The 19,847-nt window shown below is 69.5% G+C and carries 15 protein-coding genes, 3 tRNA genes and 1 pseudogene; 6 read left to right on the top strand and 13 right to left on the bottom strand.

Annotation, left to right across the window (positions count from 1 at the left end; genetic code table 11):
• Positions 1–424 precede the first annotated feature (424 nt).
• Positions 425–940, bottom strand: a complete 516-nt coding sequence (locus JW592_RS25580; RefSeq protein ID WP_209267584.1) for an SSI family serine proteinase inhibitor — start codon at positions 938–940, stop codon at positions 425–427.
• Positions 941–1,254: 314 nt separating this feature from the next.
• Here JW592_RS25580 and JW592_RS25575 point away from each other — a divergent pair.
• Positions 1,255–1,346: transfer RNA gene (locus tag JW592_RS25575), tRNA-Ser, on the top strand.
• Positions 1,347–1,578: 232 nt separating this feature from the next.
• Positions 1,579–1,651: transfer RNA gene (locus tag JW592_RS25570), tRNA-Arg, on the top strand.
• A 78-nt stretch (positions 1,652–1,729) separates the two neighbouring features.
• Here the strand turns inward: JW592_RS25570 and JW592_RS25565 are convergent.
• Positions 1,730–1,963 carry a tyrosine-type recombinase/integrase gene (locus tag JW592_RS25565; RefSeq protein WP_372446573.1) on the bottom strand — a complete coding sequence of 78 codons (234 nt, stop codon included), beginning with the start codon at positions 1,961–1,963 and terminating at the stop codon, positions 1,730–1,732.
• An 855-nt stretch (positions 1,964–2,818) separates the two neighbouring features.
• Here JW592_RS25565 and JW592_RS25560 point away from each other — a divergent pair.
• From JW592_RS25560 to JW592_RS25550, 3 genes and pseudogenes are all read left to right on the top strand, one after another.
• Positions 2,819–4,228 (top strand): hypothetical protein, encoded by a 1,410-nt coding sequence (locus JW592_RS25560; protein ID WP_209267583.1) that lies wholly within the window; start codon positions 2,819–2,821, stop codon positions 4,226–4,228.
• 231 nt (positions 4,229–4,459) lie between these two features.
• A pseudogene (locus JW592_RS25555) lies at positions 4,460–4,834 on the top strand (winged helix-turn-helix domain-containing protein); the annotation flags it as partial.
• 98 nt (positions 4,835–4,932) lie between these two features.
• Complete coding sequence (locus tag JW592_RS25550) at positions 4,933–5,754, top strand: TetR/AcrR family transcriptional regulator (protein ID WP_209267582.1); 822 nt, start codon at positions 4,933–4,935, stop codon at positions 5,752–5,754.
• A 25-nt stretch (positions 5,755–5,779) separates the two neighbouring features.
• Here JW592_RS25550 and JW592_RS25545 read toward each other — a convergent pair whose 3' ends face one another.
• The 3 genes from JW592_RS25545 to JW592_RS25535 all read right to left on the bottom strand — a co-directional run bounded on the left by JW592_RS25545 (position 5,780) and on the right by JW592_RS25535 (position 10,033).
• A complete protein-coding gene (locus JW592_RS25545; RefSeq protein ID WP_209267581.1) occupies positions 5,780–6,625 on the bottom strand; it encodes a YceI family protein in 846 nt (281 codons plus the stop codon).
• A 184-nt stretch (positions 6,626–6,809) separates the two neighbouring features.
• The gene (locus JW592_RS25540) at positions 6,810–9,275 is read right to left on the bottom strand and encodes an MFS transporter (protein WP_229376852.1); all 2,466 of its coding nucleotides are present in this window, start codon (positions 9,273–9,275) and stop codon (positions 6,810–6,812) included.
• A 278-nt stretch (positions 9,276–9,553) separates the two neighbouring features.
• Positions 9,554–10,033: a MarR family winged helix-turn-helix transcriptional regulator gene (locus JW592_RS25535; RefSeq protein ID WP_209267579.1), complete on the bottom strand. Its 480-nt coding sequence runs from the start codon at positions 10,031–10,033 to the stop codon at positions 9,554–9,556.
• Between the two features lie 236 nt (positions 10,034–10,269).
• Here JW592_RS25535 and JW592_RS25530 point away from each other — a divergent pair, with 236 nt between their 5' ends.
• Positions 10,270–10,494, top strand: coding sequence for a hypothetical protein (locus tag JW592_RS25530; protein WP_209267578.1), 225 nt, complete (start codon positions 10,270–10,272; stop codon positions 10,492–10,494).
• 191 nt (positions 10,495–10,685) lie between these two features.
• Here the strand turns inward: JW592_RS25530 and JW592_RS25525 are convergent, their stop codons facing one another.
• The 8 genes from JW592_RS25525 to JW592_RS25490 all read right to left on the bottom strand — a co-directional run bounded on the left by JW592_RS25525 (position 10,686) and on the right by JW592_RS25490 (position 19,838).
• The gene (locus tag JW592_RS25525) at positions 10,686–11,579 is read right to left on the bottom strand and encodes a hypothetical protein (RefSeq protein WP_209267577.1); all 894 of its coding nucleotides are present in this window, start codon (positions 11,577–11,579) and stop codon (positions 10,686–10,688) included.
• 247 nt (positions 11,580–11,826) lie between these two features.
• On the bottom strand, positions 11,827–12,801 hold the full coding sequence (locus JW592_RS25520; protein ID WP_209267576.1) for an RNA polymerase sigma factor SigF: 975 nt from the start codon (positions 12,799–12,801) through the stop codon (positions 11,827–11,829).
• Between the two features lie 199 nt (positions 12,802–13,000).
• Positions 13,001–13,846, bottom strand: a complete 846-nt coding sequence (locus tag JW592_RS25515; RefSeq protein ID WP_209267575.1) for an RNA polymerase sigma factor SigF — start codon at positions 13,844–13,846, stop codon at positions 13,001–13,003.
• A gap of 379 nt (positions 13,847–14,225) precedes the next feature.
• On the bottom strand, positions 14,226–14,390 hold the full coding sequence (locus JW592_RS25510; RefSeq protein WP_209267574.1) for a hypothetical protein: 165 nt from the start codon (positions 14,388–14,390) through the stop codon (positions 14,226–14,228).
• 268 nt (positions 14,391–14,658) lie between these two features.
• On the bottom strand, positions 14,659–15,606 hold the full coding sequence (locus JW592_RS25505; RefSeq protein WP_209267573.1) for an NADP-dependent oxidoreductase: 948 nt from the start codon (positions 15,604–15,606) through the stop codon (positions 14,659–14,661).
• A gap of 946 nt (positions 15,607–16,552) precedes the next feature.
• Positions 16,553–17,602 (bottom strand): ketopantoate reductase family protein, encoded by a 1,050-nt coding sequence (locus JW592_RS25500; RefSeq protein WP_209267572.1) that lies wholly within the window; start codon positions 17,600–17,602, stop codon positions 16,553–16,555.
• A gap of 316 nt (positions 17,603–17,918) precedes the next feature.
• Positions 17,919–19,517, bottom strand: coding sequence for a serine/threonine-protein kinase (locus JW592_RS25495; RefSeq protein WP_372446572.1), 1,599 nt, complete (start codon positions 19,515–19,517; stop codon positions 17,919–17,921).
• 234 nt (positions 19,518–19,751) lie between these two features.
• Positions 19,752–19,838, bottom strand: a tRNA-Ser gene (locus JW592_RS25490).
• Positions 19,839–19,847: the final 9 nt, after the last annotated feature.

The following is a 19,847-nucleotide window of genomic DNA, read 5'->3' as shown; positions in this document are numbered from 1 at the left end:
TCCTGCTGACCTCAGGTGCTCGTGACCTTCCGCCCGTTTCTTCCCAGTTGGTCCGGTGAGGTCACGGCTGCCAGTCTGCCGCTCACCCCGGGCGTGTCACTAGGGGGGAGTCTACGGGCCGCACTCCTGGGTGCGGCGGCGGATGCGAGGGACACCACCCGTGCGGTACCGCGCGGAGGGCCCGCCCGGTCGGCCCCGTGGCCCAACGGGCGGCGCACAGCGGCGAGTAGCGGCGAGCGCGGTGGCGAGCGCGGTGGCGAGCAGCGGCGAACGGCCCTCGGCGCTCCTTCCCGACCTGCCCCGTCCCGCTCCGGACCGCCCCGGCCCGCCTCGGACCGCTCCGGACCGCCCCGCCTGGTTCCGCCTGGTTCCGCCTCGTCCCGCCCCGGACCGTCCGTCCCGGACCACCCCGTCCCGTACCGGCTCAGGAGGTCGTCGCGGGCAGCGCCGGAACGAGACGGTTCCACCGCGCCACCTCGCACCCGTTGGTCCGCTTGAAGTGCGCGTCGATCTTCCGGCCGCGCCAGGTGCCGGTCACATGTGCCGTCGCCGGACCGCCGTAGAGCATCGTGCACGTCGCACCCGCCGGTACCGGCTTGAACGGGTCCCGGCCCTTGGATGTCGCTCGGTCGAGTGCCGCACAGGCCCGGTCCGGCGACGCGTGCCTGCCCCCTGACGGGTGACAGCGGAGGGTGTACGACCCGTCGTTCGCGGCCCTCCCGCTGCGGGAGACGGTGAAGGTGAGCTCGTCGGCGCGCGGAGCAGCCGTGGTCGTGACGTCACCCGCTGTCGCCGAGGGCCCGGTGGGCGGGGTCGTCCCCGCGGCCACCGCCTCCGGTGCCCCGAGGAGGGAGAGCAGGCCGGCCGCCACCGAGGTGGCTGCGGTGAGAGTGAGAAGGGGGCGGATACGGGGAAGTACAGGGGCGCTACGACGCGGCATGGCTGGCTCCAGAGGCTCGAGAGCACGCTCCGCCTGGCTGGACGGAGTGGCCCTTCCCGACGGGGTGGGAGGAGGGTGGGGGCGCCGCGAGTACGCCCCCTACTCCCTAACGCGGCTGCGCGCCCGCCGTTGCGCGGGCGGACCCGTCCGGGCGCAGCGCACGCCCCGTACGGCCGCACGCCCCCACTGCTGCTCAAGGCTTTGCCCAGGGGTCCGCCGACCGAGTACGGTAGGGGTCGATTGGAGACAGCCCCCCGGGCTGTGCCATCATCAGCACACACTTCGTCGCCCTTCCGGGCGCACCGAGTGTGTCTGGAGGCTTCGCCTAGTCTGGTCTATGGCGCCGCACTGCTAATGCGGTTTCGGGGTAACCCCCTGATCGAGGGTTCAAATCCCTCAGCCTCCGCTCACGATCTCCGGATCCCTCACTGTTGCGGATCTCAAGATCACCGAAGCCCCGGCCCCGCCCGGGGCTTCTCTCGTTCCACCGCCCCGCCTTCCCTGCCCTGCCCTCAGCCGCCCCGAGTAGCGTTTCCGCAGGTCACGGTGGGTGACTCAAACGGATTTCACCTGGGCCCGCAGGTCATGTAATGTTGTTCCCGCAACGCCGCCCGGCAAGAAAAACCGCCGGGAAGCAAGCGCTCGTAGCTTAACGGATAGAGCATCTGACTACGGATCAGAAGGTTGCAGGTTCGAATCCTGCCGAGCGCGCAGCAGATCAAGGGCCCTGTTCGGTATCGAACAGAGCCCTTGGCGTATTCGGTTGACGGCGATGTTGACGGCAGCCGCCTAGTGGATCACGAATCTTCGGGGTCGTCCCGGGTCGGTGTCTTCGCTGAGGGCGTCGCCCAGCCGTCCGATGGCGTCGCGCCGCTCATCGAGGCGCACAAAGGTGTAGATGTCCATCGTGACCCGGACTGAGCTGTGCCCGAGCACCTGCATGATCGTCCGGGCGCTGGCGCCCTGCTCGTGCAGCAACGCGGCACCGGTGTGCCGCAGGTCGTGAAACCGGACCTTCCGCACGCCCGCGCGCGCCGACAGCGCCTGGAACGAGCGGTTGCGAGGCGAGACGAGACGAGTGGATGCCGCCGAGAGCGGTGAGCCATTCCGGTCGCTTCTGCGTCATGCCCGGAAGCGGGTGGCTGGAGTGCGTGCTGAGCAGACAGGCGATGAAGGGCTCTTCGTCCGTGGGCTGGACAGCCGCAGTAGTCATCGTCTGCCCGCCTTGCCGACTCTCCGCCATGGTTTCTGGACGCGGGCAGAGGTATGGATCCGGTGCCGGCATCAGGTGCAGCGGTGCTCGCGGGTTGTTTCGTGGCCTCCAACTGCCCTTCTGGGCAACTCCCTGGCATTCGACGGCGGTGTCGTCCCGCTTCTCGCTGACTGCGGGGCCTCGGCTGCACAGTCGGCGATCACATGACCCGTCAGCCGCTCGACTGTTGCACGGCGTCACACGGGACCGGCCGGCTGACGTCCGGGCTCAATCGGGGCCACAAACAACGGGATCGCAGGACGAGGTAGGTCGTTTCGGTCATCCGAGCGTGGCTCTGACGTTCGAGTCGAGCGGAGGGGGGTAGTGGCCCCGAAGGGTTCTCTGACTTCTGTGATGCAGAAGGAGCCGGCATGGGTTGTTCTTGCTCGGTCGAGAGGGAAATGTTCGACAGGCTGCTTGCTCTGCCTGATGAAGCGCTCACCCGGCTTCAGTACCTCGCGCCTGCTGTCGGTTGTTTCAATCGCTGTACGTTCTGTTCTCAATCGGCAGGCCGGGAGGTCTGGCAGCTCACCCTGAAGGGTATAGATGGTCTACTTCGCACTCTTCAGGCTGTTTGCTCTCGGCGCGGTATAACGCTCGCCTCGGAGCGTGCGCACCGGCCTGGCGTGCTCTTTCCCTATTTTGACAACGACGCGGGGTCGTACCCTTATCTGGATCATTACGCCAGGCTGGCCAGGGATGTTCTCGGAGTGCGAATCCGAATGTCCACTGTTGGGTACTCCTCCCTTTCTGTGCAGCTGTCGAAGATGCACAGCCGCGTTGTCGGGGAGCTCGGTGATGCGTTTGACGGGATTCGATTCTCCGTGACTTCTTACGCCGCAGGGTACCGTGCCGATAACGGGCGAATGTCACGGGAGGCGTACCTGAGGGATTTCGCGGCGGCCCTTGCAACGTACAAGCCGTTGCTCGACACACTGGGGCACGGAGCGGCAACTGCTGCTTGCGAACTGCGATTCGCGCCCTTGGTAGGTCTGGGGGAGGTGACGAACACGGTGATGGAGAAGCGTCACGTCTTGGCGTGCGGACCGCACCTGCTCATCAGTGAGGGCCGGAGCTACGGAGATCTGCCGCTATCAACCGTGAACCGCGTCACTGCCCGAAGACACCCCGTTTCTTCTTCTCCCGGCCGGCCCTATGTGCATGTTTTCGGGGATGCTCTCGAAGCGAATGCTGGAACTGTGCGGGCTGTGCTGGCCGGCGATCTACGGATTCCGCACCGTGTGCGCAGGGTAAGGCTCCATCGCTTCGACAATTCTGATGGCCCTTATTACGCCAGTGACCCGGATTTCCTTAACGATGGTACATTCCGGGCTGTCCATCTGTATCCAGTTACCGAAAAGAGGAAGGTGTCGGGTTACACCGACGCGACCAGATGGCTGCTGAACAGCCTTCTGATGTGCAAGAGGGTGCGGGGGGTCGGTCGCCGGGAAGAATTCTGCAACGCCACGGAGACAGATGTGAAAACCGTCTTTGAAATATTGGCCGCAGAATCGCATTCCCTTGGTGAGATTTATTCTGATGCCGCGCGCCATATCAGGCATCAAGTGATCCCGCTGGTTGATTTCTATGCGACTGCTCTCGAGCGAGCCGGTTACAGGCCGGCCGACTTCTTCTCCCCCTCGTTCACCATCGATACCGGCCAGATAGTCAACCAGGGGCGGGCGAGGCACCTCTTCAGAGGGCTGGCGGCGACGTGGGACGAGCCGATGACTCCTCGCGAGGCACGAGCCGACCTCGAACTCGGAACTCCCTCGAAGAGAGGTCTTGTCTGGCGTATCGCGCCACTTCCGGCTGCTCAGGGGAGACTGCCTACGGCGCTCACGGGCGCCAAGAACTCGCCGTCTCCAGTGCCCGGCCTCTGCGTTGAAGAGCTGGACCCGCAAGGGCTTACGACGACTTCCCGCTCCGGGAAGAAGGCGCTTCGCCGCCACGTCGTTCCCATTCCTGATAGCTGGCTCGAGCATGTGGATCTGGGCAGGGGAAGCCGGTCCTATGCGCTGCCCGGACTGCTGTGAGTGGCCCTGAGGAGGGCGGAAGGAAGGGGTCCCGGCCGGTCGGAGATGGGCCTCGCGGGACAGCGCAGGTGTCGCAGGAGTCCCTGAAGGCGGATCCGCCGTGTTCTCAGACGATTCACAGAAGTCCACAATCCTTCTCTCACCCGGGCGTTCGAGGGTTGGGGCATGAGGCGTAATGGAGCGAGCGAGGCGCGCGGGAGAGTGGAGCGCGCCCAGGAGAGTGCCCGGGAGAGTTGTGTGCGCCGGGCCGAGGGATTGGTCGTCGTCGGGGACCTCGTGTTGGACGAGGAGGCCCGTCAGGCGTGGCGGGGTGGGGAGTGGATACGGCTGACCGCCACCGAGTTCGAGCTGCTGCGCTTCCTGATGCGCAACCCGCGCAGAGTGCTCAGCAAGGCGCAGATCCTCGACCGCGTGTGGAACTACGACGTGGTGCGGCACACCAACCTGGTGGAGCTGTACATCTCGTATCTGCGGCGGAAGATCGATGCGGGCCGGGAGCGGATGATCCATACGCGGCGAGGGGCGGGTTATGTCTTCAAACCCGGCGAGTCCGTCATACCGGCTTTCGGGGCAACGAAGGCGGATGACGGGGCGGATACGGATTAGCATCGAGGGGTAACGGTCCGTGGGTCACCTGGGCCGTTGCCGCCCCGTTCCGTCTCTCCGACCGGCCTTCGGAGCCGGCCCCCGAAGGAGCGCGTGCCATGAGCGACGGCAGCCGCACGAGTCGGATGCGCAGGACCAGCGTGTGGCTGGAGGAGCGGTCCTTCTCGCGGCGCAGAGCCGCGGGGAGCGGGCAGGCCGAGGGGCTGGACCGGGAGAAGATCACGGCGGCCGCCGTACGGCTGCTGGACACCGAGGGGCTGGCGAAGTTCTCCATGCGCCGGCTGGCAGCGCACCTCGGCGTGACGGCCATGTCGGTGTACTGGTACGTCGATCGTAAGGACGATCTGCTGGAGCTCGCGCTGGACGCCGTCGAGGGCGAGCTGGAGGTGCCCGACGCGGACGCGGAAGGCGTCGACTGGCGCGAGCAGTTGCGGCAGGCGGCGTACGCGCTGCGCGGGCTGCTGCGCCGTCACCCGTGGGCGTCCGGCACGCTGGGCAGCTTCCTGAACGTCGGCCCGAGCGCGATGTCCTTCCAACTGGGAGTGCGCCGGGTGCTGTTGCGTTCCGGGCTGCCCGAACAGCAGGCGGACGGTGCGCTGGCCGCGCTGTTCTCGTTCGTCTACGGGCACGCTGCCGTCGAGGCGAGCTGGCAGCGCCGGTGCAGCGAGGCGGGTGTCAGCTCGCAGGACTGTGTGGACGCGCTGCGCACAACGCTGGGTGCGCGCCCCGAGTACGCGGAGTGCGGCGAGGGCGCGGACGGAGAGGTCGTACGCCCCGTGGAGCAGCGGGACTTCGGCGTCGCGCTGGACTGCGTCATCGCGGGCATCGAGGCCATGGCACGGTACGGGCGCGGTACCGTCCCGCAGGACCGTGCCGCGCCCGTGATTCCGCCTCAGGCCGCGGCCCCCGAGGACCGCTGACTCCGTCGGCCTTGGCGGTGCGCCGTCAGAACGGCAGTGACTCTCCTTGCACCGCCTGGATGTCCAGGTCGACCCGCAGCGTCGTGCCGACGGCCGCGATGCCGGCCGCGACGACCTGGTTGTAGTTCATCGCGAAGTCGGAGCGCCGCAGTTCGGTCGTGGCGTGGAAGGAGGCGCGCAGCCCGCCCCAGGGGTCGGGGCCGCTGCCCAGGTAGGTCAGATCCAGGTCGGCCTCGCACACGACGCCGTGCATCTCGAGCTGGCCGCGTACCGTCCACCGGTCGGGCCCGGCCACGTCGATGCCGGTGCTCCGGTAGGCGATGTCGGGGTAGGACTCGACGTTGAGGAAGTCGCCGGACCGCAGGTGCTTGTCTCGCATCGCGTTCCCGGTGTCGATGGACTCCGCCTTGATGACGGCCGCCACGGACGACTTCTCCGGGTCCTGCGAGACCTCGATACGGCCGCCGAAGTCGGTGAACCTGCCGTGCACGCTGGTCATCCCCAGGTGCTGCGCGGTCGCGGCGACGGTGGAGTGCATCGGATCGATGGTCCACGGGCCCGGAGGCGGCAGCTCGACGCCGCCCTGCCGGGCGAGCACCAGGGTGCCCAGATCCGCGCGTCCGGAGGCGGTGACCATCGCCGTGGAGGCGGCCGGCGCATAGCCGACGGCCGTGGCGATGACGGTGTAGGCGCCCGGGGGCAGTGGCTCAGCGCTGCGGACGAACCCCTCGTCGTCCGCCTCCACCCGCAGCACCTGAGCGCCGGTCATATCGGTGACGGTCAGCACGGCGTGCTGTACCGCCCAGCCGTCCCGGGTGCGCACTCGCGCCCGCACCCCGCCCGGGCCGGCTCCGCTTGCCCCGCCTGTCATCTCTTCCAGCTCCTTCTCGCAGTCGACGGGCCTTCGGCCTCGTCTCTGACGGGCCCCGGCACCCGGCGGCGGGCCGTCCCTTGCCCGCACCCGCTCAGCGCGTTTCCGGGCCGCCGGGGCCCTTCCCCGAACCGGACCCGACGGCGCGTGCTCCGCTCGATTCACGCACCGTCAGGACCCGGGGTCACTCGTCCGGGTGGTGCAACTCGATGTCGTACGCGTCCACTCCGGGGCCGGCCACGTGCAGGGCGTTCGCCTGGGGCGGGTAGCCGCTGGCTATGACCGAGTAGTCACCGGCGTCGAGGTCGGTGAAGGCGTAGGCGCCGTCCTCACCGGTGGTGGATGTGGCGATGACGTTGCCCGCCGCGTCGACGAGCGTGACCCGCGCGTCCGGCAGCGGCCTGCGCTGCGCACCGGCCCGTACGGTACCGGTCACCCGGGCGCCCGCCGCCAGGTCCACGTCGCGCCGGGTGATGCCCTGGCCCTGGACCTCGACCGGGAGCGCGGTCGGCCGGTAGCCGGTGGCGTTCACGGCCAGCGTGAAGGTGCCGGTGACCAGCTCGTCGAAACGGTACTCGCCGCTCTCGCCCGTGACACCGGTGGCCAGCACCTCGCCCCGGACGTCCGTGACGACGACCATTGCGCCCTGCACCGGAGCGCCGTCGACCACCCCGCGCACCTGGCCGGCCAGGCCGCTGGTGCCCGAGAGCAGCAGGTCGTGGCTGAGCGGCTCCTCGCCGAGCACGACCGTGGACGCCTGCGGCTGGTGGCCGTCGGCCGCCGCGATCAGCACGTAGGAGCCGGGCCCTGGCGCGTCCAGCCCGTAGGAGCCGTCCGCGTGCGCTACGGAGCGGCCGAGCTGGCGCCCGCTGAGCGAGATCAGTGTGACGGCCGCACGGGCGACGCCGAGACCGTCGGCGTTGCGGACGGTGCCGTACACCCCGTGGCCGCTGGTCGGCAGGGGCGCCGGGGACTGGGCTGTGGCCATGGCTGCGTACTCCCTGAGCTGCTGGGTTCCGCCCCCTGTTGCGGTCGCCTGCGGCGCGGATGCCTGTTGGGCACCGGCCAGGTCGGTGGCCGGCCGGGCGGCCGACTGGGCGGCTGACGCCGTGCCCGCCACTTCGGCGGGCTCCCCCGCCTGGTTCGCGGCGGTGGTCCGCAGCGGGACCTCCCGGATGAACAGCACGCACACCAGGGCCAGCAGCGCGACGGGCGCCGCGTACAGGTAGATGTCGCCGATGCCGTGCCCGTACGAGCTCTCCACGACCGTACGGACCGGCGCGGGGAGCTTGTCCAGGTCCGGCAGTGCGCTGCCGCCCCCTCCCGTGGCACCCGCACCGCCGGGCTTGATGCCCAGCTCGGCGAACCCGTCCTCCATGTAGTGGGTGATCCGGTTGGAGAGCACGGCGCCGAGCGCCGAGACACCGACCGCACCGCCCAGCGAACGGAAGAAGTTGACCGTGGAGCTGGCCGAGCCCAGGTCCTGGGCCGCCACCTGGTTCTGGGTGGCGAGCACCAGGTTCTGCATCATCATGCCGACGCCGAGACCGAGCAGCGCCATGAAGATCGACATGTGCCAGTACTCGGTGTCGTACCGCAGTGTGCCCAGCAGGCCCATGCCCGCGGCCATCAGCACACCACCGGTGATCAGGAACTTCTTCCACTTCCCCGTACGGGTGATGATCTGGCCCGAGACGGTGGTGGACAGGAAGAGCCCGGCGATCATCGGAATCGTCATCACACCGGCCATCGTCGGCGACTTGCCGCGCGCCAGTTGGAAATACTGGCTGAGGAACACCGTCGCGCCGAACATCGCGATACCGACGAACAGCGAGGCGACCGACGCCAGCGTGATGGTGCCGTTGCGGAACAGCCGCAGCGGGATGATCGGCTCCTTGGCCTTCGACTCGACGAGCACGAAGATCAGCCCGAGCACGATGGCTCCGCCGACCATCGTGTACGTCTGCCACGACAGCCAGTCGTACTTGTCACCCGCGAAGGTGACCCACAGCAGCAGGGTGCAGGCCGCGGCGGCGATGAAGAACGCGCCGGCCCAGTCCACCTTGACGTCCGGCCGCTTGACGACGGGCAGGTGGAGCGTCTTCTGCAGGACGATCAGCGCGATGACGGCGAACGGTACGCCCACGTAGAAGCACCAGCGCCAGCCCAGCCAGCTGGTGTCGGTGATCACGCCGCCGAGCAGCGGGCCGCCGACGGTGGCGATGGCGAAGGTGGCACCGAGGTAGCCGCTGTACCGGCCGCGCTCCCGGGGGGAGATCATCGCGGCCATGATGATCTGGGCGAGTGCCGAGAGCCCGCCCATGCCTATGCCCTGGGCGACCCGGAAGGAGATCAGCATCCCCGGGTTCTGCGACAGACCCGCGCCCGCCGAGGCCAGCACGAAGACGATCAGGGCTATCTGGACCAGCAGCTTCTTGCTGGTGAGGTCCGCCAGCTTGCCCCACAGCGGGGTGGAGGCGGTCATCGCCAGCAGCGAGGCGGTCACGACCCAGGTGTAGGAGCTCTGGGTGCCGTTGAGATCGGAGATGATCTTGGGCAGTGCCGTGGAGACGATCGTCGACGACAGGATGGCGACGAACATGCCGAGCAGCAACCCGGAGAGCGCCTCCATGATCTGCCGGTGCGTCATCGGAGCGCTACTCTCGGTCGCCGTCGCGGCGCCGCCTGCCGCCGTTGTGGCGGTGGCGGTACGGGTGCCGGTGGCGGTGCCGGTGGCGGTGCCGGTCCGGTCGGTGGCCGCCTGGTGCTGACCTGCCTGGCTCTGGGCCGCCTGGGCCCGGGTGGCGCTTGAGTGGCCTGACGACGCGGCGTGCGCCGCGTGCCGGGCCCCGCCGCCGGCTCCCTGCGCGGCGTCGCGGGACCCCCCAACCGGCGGCTGGGATCGGGTTGTTGCCATTCGGCGTCCTTCTAACTCAGTGGTGCGGTGGTTTTCGTCTCGTGGGGTGGCCCGCCGCGGGCGCGGCAGTCCCCGAAGCTCGTGCGGAGCCGGCTGAGCAGCGCGTTGAGCTGGGCGACGTCCTCGTCGCTCCAGTCGTGCAGGTGGGCGGCGAGCACCTCGGTGGTGTGTGCCGAGAGGTCCGCCAGGAACCGCTCTCCGCTCTCGCTGATCCGCAGCAGCCGGGACCGGCCGTCCTGCGGGTCGGGGCGCCGCTCGATCCAGCCACGGTCGGCGACGTGGGTGACGTGCCGGCTGGTGACCGACATGTCGATCGCCATCAGCTCGGCCAGTCGGCTGGTGCGCATCTCCCCGTGTTTTTCCAGGAGTGTCAGGACGACCGCCGAGGCGGGCGGGCACTCCGGGGGGAGGCCGCGCGCCATCTCTCGTTTGACGGCGCCGATGGCGCTGATCTGCCGGGCCAGCTCCTCGTACTGACTGCGTTCGGCCATCTGCACCTCAGGAACTTGTTGCTTAAGGCAACCATACAGATGGTTGGTTGCTGTAGGCAAATTGATTTCGGGCAACCTGGGCAAACTCTGAGCAAAGAGAGATGTCGAGGGGCAGGGGGGGGTGCGGGGGCGCGGAGGTGTGTGAGGGGCGCGCGAGGGGGCGTGTGAGAGAGCGCACAGTGCTGGGCGGGGAGCCGCTGTGCCATCCGGGTGACGGTTCGCTAGGGTCCTGGGACATGGCTCACAACCCGCAGGCGCCGCAGGGTCCGGACGGACAGGGACACCCCGACCCGGCAGGCAGCACCCAGATGTTCCGCGCCTTCGTCGACGAGGGCGCCACCCGCCCCGGCAGCAGGCAGGCTCCCGCCCCGGCCCCGGCCGGTCCCCGGGTCGGCGTGATCGTCGGCGTCGTCGTCGCGCTCGTCGTGCTGGCCGGTGTCGCCTGGCTGGCCTTCTCCTGACGGTGTGGGGGTCTCCTGAAGGGCCCCTGACGGTGTGAAGGGCTCCTGACGGTGGAAGGTCTCCTGACGGAGTGAAAGCCCCCTGGTGGTGCGAAGGGTGCCCCTGGTCACGAGGGCGGCGCGCCGACGCCTGCCGGGGCCCGGTACGGGTCAGTGCGCTGGCGCCGACCGGGAACCGGTACGGGTCCTGGTCACTTCCAGCCGGTGAGCCGAACCTCACGCGTCTCGATGTGCATGCCCAGCGGCACCCGCCATGCGTCCACGCACACCGTCCAGGTCTTCTCCTTCTTCTCCCCGGCCCTGATCGGTACGGGCAGCGCGCGCGTGCTCTCGCGGGTTGCCCAGTCGATGCCGAGCGCGCCGATGATGTGCGTACGGAAGGTGACCTTGCCGCCTGTGACCGTACGGCCGCCGGAGTTGGTGAAGCGGACGGTCACCTTCTCGCACCACCGGTCGTCCGCCTCTGCCCGCCGTGGTGCGCTCGCCTTCAGTACGGCCGGGCCGCTCGGTGGGCTCGGCGCGTCAGGGCCGGAGGAGCCGCCGCCGGACTGCTGACCGCCCCCGGGCGTGCCGGAGCCGGGAGATGCGCCGGACGCGCCTGAAGCGCCGCCTGTGCTGCTGTGGCCATGCGAGCCCCCGGAGTCCGCGGAGCCGTCCGAGCCGCCTGTGGCACCTGAGCCGCCCAACGGTGCGGAGCCGGACGCCCCAGCAGGGCCCCCGGCGGTGCCGGCGGCCGCGCTTCCGCCCGCCCCTCTCGAGGCGTCACCGTCGTCCTCGCCGTTCCCGCCGTGGGTGGGGCCGTCGGGCTTCCCACCGTCGCCACCACCGTTTCCGCTGCCGTCGCCCTTGCTGGTGCCATCGCCGTCACCAGGCAGCGGCACCATCCGCACCTTGTCGTCCGGCTTGACGGGCCCTGTGCCGTCACCGCTCCGCCCGGACGGGTCCGCCGCGCCGACCGCCACATAGCCGTCGTCCCCGCCTCCGCCGCACCCGGCGGCCAGCGGCGCCCCGAGACATACGAGAGCCGCCGAGGCGGCTATCCGGCTGCCTCGACGGCTTCGCGTCGTGCTCCCCTGGCTTCGCATGGCGACAGTGTTACTGACGCCTCGTCAGAAGTGAACCCTCCGTCAGCGAGCCCAGGTGTCCCAGATGTCCCGGGCATGCCAGGGGTTCCAGGTTTCCCGGGTGTCCCTTTCCCGGTCTTCTCCGCACTCCCAGTTCGCGTTCCTGCCTTGGGCCGCACCCCTCTCCACCGCTCAGTGGCCGACTTCGCGGATATCGCTTCCGGTGCTTCTTCCGGTATCCCCCGCAGCACTCCGCCCCCGTCCTCGGTCAGTCCTCGGCGATCAGCCCCTCGCGCAACTGTGCGAGCGTGCGGGTCAGCAGCCGGGAGACGTGCATCTGGGAGATGCCGACCTCCTCGCCGATCTGCGACTGCGTCATGTTCGCGAAGAAGCGCAGCATGATGATCTGGCGCTCCCGCGGCGGGAGCTTGGCCAGCAGGGGCTTGAGCGACTCGCGGTACTCGACGCCCTCCAGGGCGCTGTCCTCGTATCCGAGCCGGTCGGCCAGCGAGCCCTCGGCGCCGTCCTCCTCCAACGCGGGGGAGTCCAGCGAGGAGGCGGTGTAGGCGTTGCCGACGGCCAGCCCGTCGACCACGTCCTCCTCGGAGACGCCGAGGCAGCCCGCCAGTTCGCTGACGGTCGGGGAGCGGTCCAGGGTCTGGGACAACTCGTCACTGGCCTTCGTCAGCGCCAGCCGGAGTTCCTGGAGGCGGCGCGGCACCCGCACCGACCAGGAGGTGTCGCGGAAGAAGCGCTTGATCTCCCCGACCACGGTCGGCATCGCGAACGTCGGGAACTCCACGCCGCGTTCGCAGTCGAAGCGGTCGATCGCCTTGATCAGTCCGATGGTGCCGACCTGGACGATGTCCTCCATCGGCTCGTTCCTGCTGCGGAACCGGGCCGCGGCGTAGCGGACGAGAGGGAGGTTCAGCTCGATGAGCGTGTCTCGTACATACATCCGCTCGGCCATGTTGGCCGTTTCCGGGGACTCGGCCGCCGCCTTGTCGAGCGCGGCCAGTCGCAGGAAGAGGGAGCGGGAGAGAGTGCGGGTGTCGATGGAGTCGCCGGCGGGCGCCACCGTGGCTCCGGCGAGCTCGGCCGGTGCCGCGCCCGCGAGGTCGTCCGGCGCCACCTCGTCGAGCATCGGTGGCACGCTGCCGGGCTCGGTGGGCCCGGGAGGTGCCCCCGGGGTCGGGGACGTGTTCTCGGCGAGCACCTTGGAGCTGCCCAGTTCTACGGACATGCCACCCCCTTGAGGTCGCGGACGGTCGCTGCGGCGCCCTCGGCTGAGAGGGAAGCACCTCCCCCTCCATACCGGGCACGCCACTGCGGCAAACGCAGCTCTTGCAGAATGTCACAAGTAGGCAACGCGACGTAGCCTCATGTCGATAAAACTGCACAGTTGAGGGCGCTGATGCGGAAGTTGAGGTCGCTCGAACCGGTTACGCGTCGATTCGATTTGCGGCCCGCAGCCGGGCGAAGCTGCGCGAGAGCAGCCGCGAGACGTGCATCTGCGAGACTCCGAGCTCGGCGCTGATCTGCGACTGCGTCAGATTCCGGTAGTACCGGAGCAGCAGAATCCGCTGCTCGCGCTCGGGCAGTTGTACGAGCAGATGGCGGACGAGGTCGCGGTGTTCGACCCCGTCGAGCTCGGGGTCCTCGTAGCCGAGCCGGTCCAGCAGCCCCGGCATCCCGTCATCGCGCTCCTGCGCCGCCTCCAGGGAGGTGGCCCGGTAGGCGCGGCCGGCCTCGATACAGGCCAGCACCTCCTCCTCGGTGATCTTCAACCGCTCGGCGATCTCGGCCGTGGTCGGAGACCGTCCGTGCAGCGTCGTCAGATCCTCGGTGGCGCCGCTGACCTGCACCCACATCTCATGCAGCCGACGCGGGACGTGCACCGTACGGACGTTGTCGCGGAAGTAGCGGCGGATCTCGCCGACGATCGTCGGCATCGCGAAGGTGGGAAACTGCACCCCGCGCTCGGCGTCGAAGCGGTCGATGGCGTTGATGAGCCCGATGGTGCCGACCTGGACGACGTCCTCCATCGGCTCGTTCCTGCTGCGGAAGCGCGCCGCCACGTACCGCACCAGCGGCAGGTTCGCCTCGATGAGCGCTGCGCGGATGCGCTCGTGCTCGGCCGAGCCCGGCTCGTGCCGGGCGAGTTGCTCGAAGAGGGACTGCGTCAGCGCCCGGGTCCGCGCGGCTCGTTCCCGCTGCGCTTCGGCGGGGGAGGAGGCTGGTTCGGCGTCGCCGGAGGGAGTCTGGGTGGGGGTACGGGTCCCGTCCACTCAGCCACCACCCCTTACGGTGCAGATCTGTCCTGGTCGATCGCTGCGCCAGCTGTGCGTGCTGCGCCAGCTGTGCGTGCTGTATGTGCTGTGCGTGCTGCGTGCTGCGTGCTGTATGTGCTGTGCGTGCTGCGTGCGTATGTGCTGTGCCTGCTGTGTGTGCTTCACGTGCTTCGCCTGCGTCGCCCGCGTCGAGAGTGCGGGCGCGATTCATCAGCCAAAAAGCGGTCATAGCATCACAAGACATGTGCACCCTGCGCAAGCACCGTATAACTCCGTGTTGCTTGCCAGTTGCACCCGGAAGCGCCTGGTCGAAGGGGCGAGCGGTACCCGGGCGGCGGGTCTGGAACAGGTGTCTCAGCGGGGTGGCGCGGGGGTCTCAGTTGACGAGGGAGGTCATGAACCGGCCGACACCCTGTGCGGCGCTGGAGATGCCCTCGAAACCTATCTGGACCAGATCGGCAGCGCGTTCGGGGGACGTGATGATCGTGTACAGCACGAAGACGACAAGCACATAGCCCGCGATCTTCTTCGTCTGCGCCATCGCGCTGTCCCTCCCCCGGGCGTCCGACCCCCCGGGCGTTCGATCATCGACACCTTGAACACCTGTGCGGCTGTGTGAGTGTAGCGGGAACCATGAGGCACCAGCAGGCGAAGGAGCGACTCGCCGGCTCCGGTGGCCCGCCACGGCTTCGCCGGGCTCCTCCGGGAGCGGGGCACGGCTCCCCGGGGCTCTTCCGGCCCCTTCCGGCCTCTTCCGTCCCATCCGGGTCCTACCGGGCTCTTCCGGTCCTTTCCGGGCTCGGCCCGGCTCAGGGGAGGAGGACGGTTTTGCCCCGGGCGCCGCCGGCGCGGTTGCGGGCGACTGCGCCGGGGGCCTGGTCGAGCGGGACCTCGGCCTCGATGGGTACGGTCAGCGGGCCGCTGTCGATCTCCTCGCGGAGCCGCTCCAGCAGCTCTGCGGAGGCCGCGATGTGGTAGTTGATGCCCTCGATGCCGCGCCCGTAGAGCGCGTCCACCGACGCGGCGTCCAGCGTGGAGACGGCCACGCCACCGTCCCGTACCAGCGCGGCGTGCCTCGCGAACTCCTCCGGCGAGACCGAGGCGAGGTCCACCAGTGCGTCCACACCGCGCGGGTACTCCTCCCGCAGCGCATCCGCCAGTTCCCGCTCCCGTACGTCGATGGTCAGCGCCGCACCGAAGGCGGCCATCCGGGGCTGGTCGTGCCCGTGGGTGGCGGCCACCACGCGCAGCCCGCGCGCGGCGGCGAGCTGTGTGAGGAACGTACCGACGCCGCCTGCCGCACCGATGATCAGCAGGCTCTCGTACGAGCGCAGCGCGGCCGAATCCATGATCCCGAGCGCCGTCATCCCTGCCGTCGGCGCCCCCGCGGCGGCGGTCAGCGGGATGGCGGCGGGCGCACGTGCGATGCTGCCGGACTCGTTCACCACCACGTACTCCGCGTACGTCCCGCGGCCCACAGGCTCGCTCACCACGTGCCCGAACACCTGCTCGCCCGTGATGAATCGGTACGTCTCCGGACCGGCGCTCTCCACGACACCCGCGAAGTCAGCGCCCAGCACCAGCGGGAAGTCGTACGGAACCAGGTCCTCCAGCATGCCCTCGGCGATCTTCCAGTCCAGCGGATTCAGGCCCGCGGCCACGACCCGCACCAGCACCTCGCCCTCGCCCGGTTCGGGCCGCCGCGCCTGCAGGACCTCGGGCCGCCCGTTCCGCTCGCGCACACCGACAGCACGCATCAACCCGCGCCTCCCTGCTCCCCCCTGGGACCAGCGGTCGCTCTCAACGTACGACAGCACGCGGCCGTCCGCAGATCGCCGCCCGGGTCCGGTACCGTACCGGCGAATACCCCGGGGAAATCCGCGTACGGTATTCGGAGCAATCGCGGCGTGCGCGATGCATAACCGCGAAGCGATCGCCGGCCGGCCCCGACGGCAAATGGAGCGGCGAGAGGGAAAAGCCATCGGCGGTACGAGGGCCCGCCACGAAACAAACCCCTCCCGCATCGCCGCCGGAGGATTAGCCAGGGCATCGCAATGGGTATAACCGCGTCCGCGAAAAACGGCGCGACCAATGCTAGTCTTTCGAGTAACAGCGTTCCTCGCTGCCGGTCTGCAGAGCGCGGACCCCGCACCTCTGCGCAACGAAGAGCGGGGCCGCGGACGAGGACCTACGATGGGCTCGCCCCAGGCCGGGGGTGGGCCCATCAGCTCGTACGGGAGCTACCAGAGCTGCTGCTCCGTCCTGACGGCGTAGTACACCGCCTGAAAGAAGCCGGCGACTGCCCGTGCGAGATCAGCGAACCGCTGCAGTGTCGTCCTCGCCGGTTCAGACTTCCAGCCCGCACCGGCCATTTCTCCTCACCCCCTCTCAACGGGAGGTTGAGATGACGATACCGCAACACGCAAGCACATCCCGCAGAAAAACGCCCTTGATGTTACGGCGAACTTTCCCACGCTTTTCCCTCGGGCCGGGTGGCCGAACAGCAGGGCAGGGCAGCGCTCCGTACGGGAACGGAATTTCCGGAGGCAAAACCCCTGAATTGCTGCGCCACAGCTCCGGGCCGGCGGGCCCGACCGCTCCCGGCGGACCCGCTCCCGGCGGACCCGACCCGCTCCCGGCGAGCACGGACAGGTCAGGGGCCCTGATGCCCCTGGCCCGCCGCCGACGATGACGAGGACGTCGTCAACGGGTGGCGGTGTCCGCCAGCTCCCGTAGCCGCCCCGGGTCCAGCTCTCCGGGTGGCCATCCTTCCCGCGCCGCAGTGTTCGCCAGCCGGGTCAGCGTCTCGTTCACCGGTGTGGGCACCCCGTGCAACCGGCCGAGCAGGACGATCTCGCCATTGAGGTGATCGGCCTCGATCGAGCCCGTTCCCCGGGCGAGGCTCTGCCACGAGGAGCCGAGGGCTTGCTGCTCATCGCTCTGTTGCCCCTCGCCCTGTGCGGGAGCTTCGACGCCCTGTGCGGGAGCTTCGACCTTGCCGCTCCGCAGTTCGGCCATCTCCGCCGCGGTCGCCCACGCCACTCCTGCTGCCTTGAGCACGGCTGCCCCTTCGGCGCGGGCCCGCTCGGTCACCTCTGCGGCAGCGCCTTGTGCGGTACTCCCGCACAGGGCCTCGACCGTCTGGGCGAGGTTGCCGAGGAGTTTGGCGTACTTCCAGCGCATCACCTCGGGATCGAGCGGAGCGAGCAGGCGGGCACTCTCGAGGTCCACGGCTATCCGACGAGCGGTCGCGTCGATGCCGGAGGGGTACCGGCCCAGTACAAGGGCCCCGGTGTAGGGCCCACATCGCGCGACGACCGACCCGGCAGTCACATGCGCGGCGGGCAGCACGACACACATGCCGTACACCTGACGGAAGCGGCGCAAGGCGAGCCGCTCGTTCTCCACACCGTTCTGTGCGCACACCAGAGGGATCGCTTCCGCGGCCGTCTCCTCTTGCCGACCACCCAGCACCGGCCGCGCCGCCCACTCCTGAAGCGCTGCCTCGCTGTGCTGGGTCTTGACCGCCAGGACGAGAACGTCACCGTGCCGCAGCGTGACGGCATGGGGGCTGTCGACGACAGGGACCGGCAGTGTGAGCGTCCCGGTGGAGGTCGTCAGCCGCAGCCCGTCGGCGCGCAGGGCCTGGTAGTGGGCTCCACGCGCCACCAGGACCACGTCGTGACCGGCTTCGTGGAGCCGGCCCCCGATCGCCCCGCCGACCGCCCCGGCCCCGACAACGATGTACCGCATTCCCCCTCCTCGCTGAACGGCCCGACGGCCAGCTCCTCGCTGAACGGCCCGACGGCCAGCTCCTCGCTGAACGGCCCGACTGCCAGTCAGTCGCGCCACCGGCTCTGCTCCGCGCCGCGCGGCGCCGCGCACCACTGTGCGAGTTCACCGACCCACCGGCCGCTCCCCTTCGCCCGTGCTGCTACCCGGGTCGGCACAACCACTGAGGCGGGCCGTCGGCACAACCACTGAGGCGGACCACGGGACTTGGCACCACCATGGCAGATTGCGCCCACAGTACCGCCCGGACTGGACGGACCTGGCCGTACTTCGGCGGCTAGCCCGGTCCGGTTTCGAGATCTCGTGGCCATAGCTGGCCGGCCGGGTCGAGTTCGGCCAGCAGCCGCGCTGCCTCCGCGTGATCCCCCGCTTCTCCGAGGCAGTAGGCGTGGAGGAGACGGGTGTCCAGGGTTTCAGGGGAGTCGAGCCCCTGCACACGGGTCCGGTCGGCGATGAGGTCGGTCAGAAGGCGGGCCGCTTCCGCGTGCTCCCCCGTCAGTCCGAGATGCCGGGCGTGCCGGAAGCGGAGATGAAGAACGTGGGGGTGGTCAGGACCTCGCACGCGTGTTTGGTCCGTGATGAGTTCGGCCAACAGCGGCACGACCTCCGCGTGCTCCCCGGCTTCCCCGAGGTGATGGGCGTGGAGGTGGCGGAGGTTGAGGGTCGACCAGTGGTCGGGCCCGTGCAGGCGCGTCCAGCCGGGGATGAGTTCGGCCAGCAGTCGCGCGCCCTCCGCATGCTCCCCCGCGTCCCCTAGTTCGTCTGCATGTTCGGCTCGGAGGTAAAGGGTCAGCCGGTGTTCGGGCCCCCGCAGGCGCGTGCAGTCCGCGACGAGTTCGCCCAACAGTCGTGCGGCCTCCGCGTGCTCCCCCGCCTTCGCGAGCTTCAAGGCGCGTCGTCGTCGGCGGCGCAGCGCGCGGGGACGGGCGGGCTGGGGCACGCGCGCGGAGTCCCCGTTGAGGCCGGCTGTCCGGCCCGTTCCCCCGGGGGCGTCCCGTTGGGGTGCGGTGATGGTGGGCGCTGAATGGAGCAGGGGCGGCGTGACGCCGTCCTCGGTGTATCGCGCGGTGGCGGGAGTGGCGTGTGTGTCGATGAGGGTGGTCACGGCATCCGGCCAGAGCGGGGTGAAAGGGAAGTCGTCGGGCGCGTCCCAGCGTGCGGCGATCTGTTCGAGGAGTTGCGCGGGCGTGGGGCGGTCGGTCGGCTTCTTCGCCAGGCACGCGATGACAAGGGCGCGTACCGGGTCGGGCAGCCCGTCCAGCCGTGGCTCTCCGGTGACGACGCGGTGCAGGATGCCCAGCGGCGGGCCCTGGCCGAAAGGTTCGCTGCCGCTGGCGGCGAAGGCGAGCACGGCCCCGAGGGAGAAGACGTCGCCGGCCAGACCCACCGGAAGGTCCTCCACCTGCTCCGGCGGCATGAATCCTGGGGTGCCGATCGTTGTGCCTGCCCCGGTCAGCGCCGTGCTGTCCATCGCCCGGGAGATCCCGAAATCGATCACGCGCGGGCCGTCCGCAGCCAGCAGCACGTTCGACGGCTTGAGATCGCGGTGGAGCAGGCCCTCGCGGTGGATGGCCTGCAATGCCTCGACCAGCCCCGCCGCCAGCGGCCACAGCGCGTCCTGGGGCAACGGGCCGGCTGCGGCCACGGCATCGGCCAGGGACGGCCCCGGAATGTAGACCGTCGCGATCCACGGCGGATCGTCCTCCGGGTCCGCCGCCACGACCGGCGCGGTGAACGCGCCACTGACAGCCCGCGCGGCGGTGACCTCCACCCGGAAACGACGCCGGAACTCCGTCTGCACCGCCAGATGCGGATGCACGATCTTCACCGCCACCGCCCGCCCACCGGGCGACCGGCCCAGGAAAACCTTCCCCATCCCCCCAGCGCCCAGCCGGCCACGCAAGACGAAATCGCTCACACGCACCGGGTCCCCGGCCGCCAGCGGCTCCATGGCTCCCCCTCACCGGCACAAACACGCCCACCAACCAGTTCGAGACCTACCCAACCATCAGAGCCTGACCGCCTGGGCCCTGAGGATGTGCCTCAGGCAGCCATGACGAAGGGCCGGACCCCTCACGGGTTCCGGCCCTCCATCTGTCCTGCTCACAAGCGGTAGCGGTGGGATTTGAACCCACGGAGGAGTTGCCCCCTCACTCGCTTTCGAGGCGAGCTCCTTCGGCCGCTCGGACACGCTACCGAGAGGAAC

This window comes from Streptomyces spirodelae (genome assembly GCF_017676385.1).
GTDB lineage: Bacteria > Actinomycetota > Actinomycetes > Streptomycetales > Streptomycetaceae > Streptomyces > Streptomyces spirodelae.
Note: the sequence above shows the minus strand (reverse complement) of the source record. Positions and strands in the feature narration are given on the sequence as shown.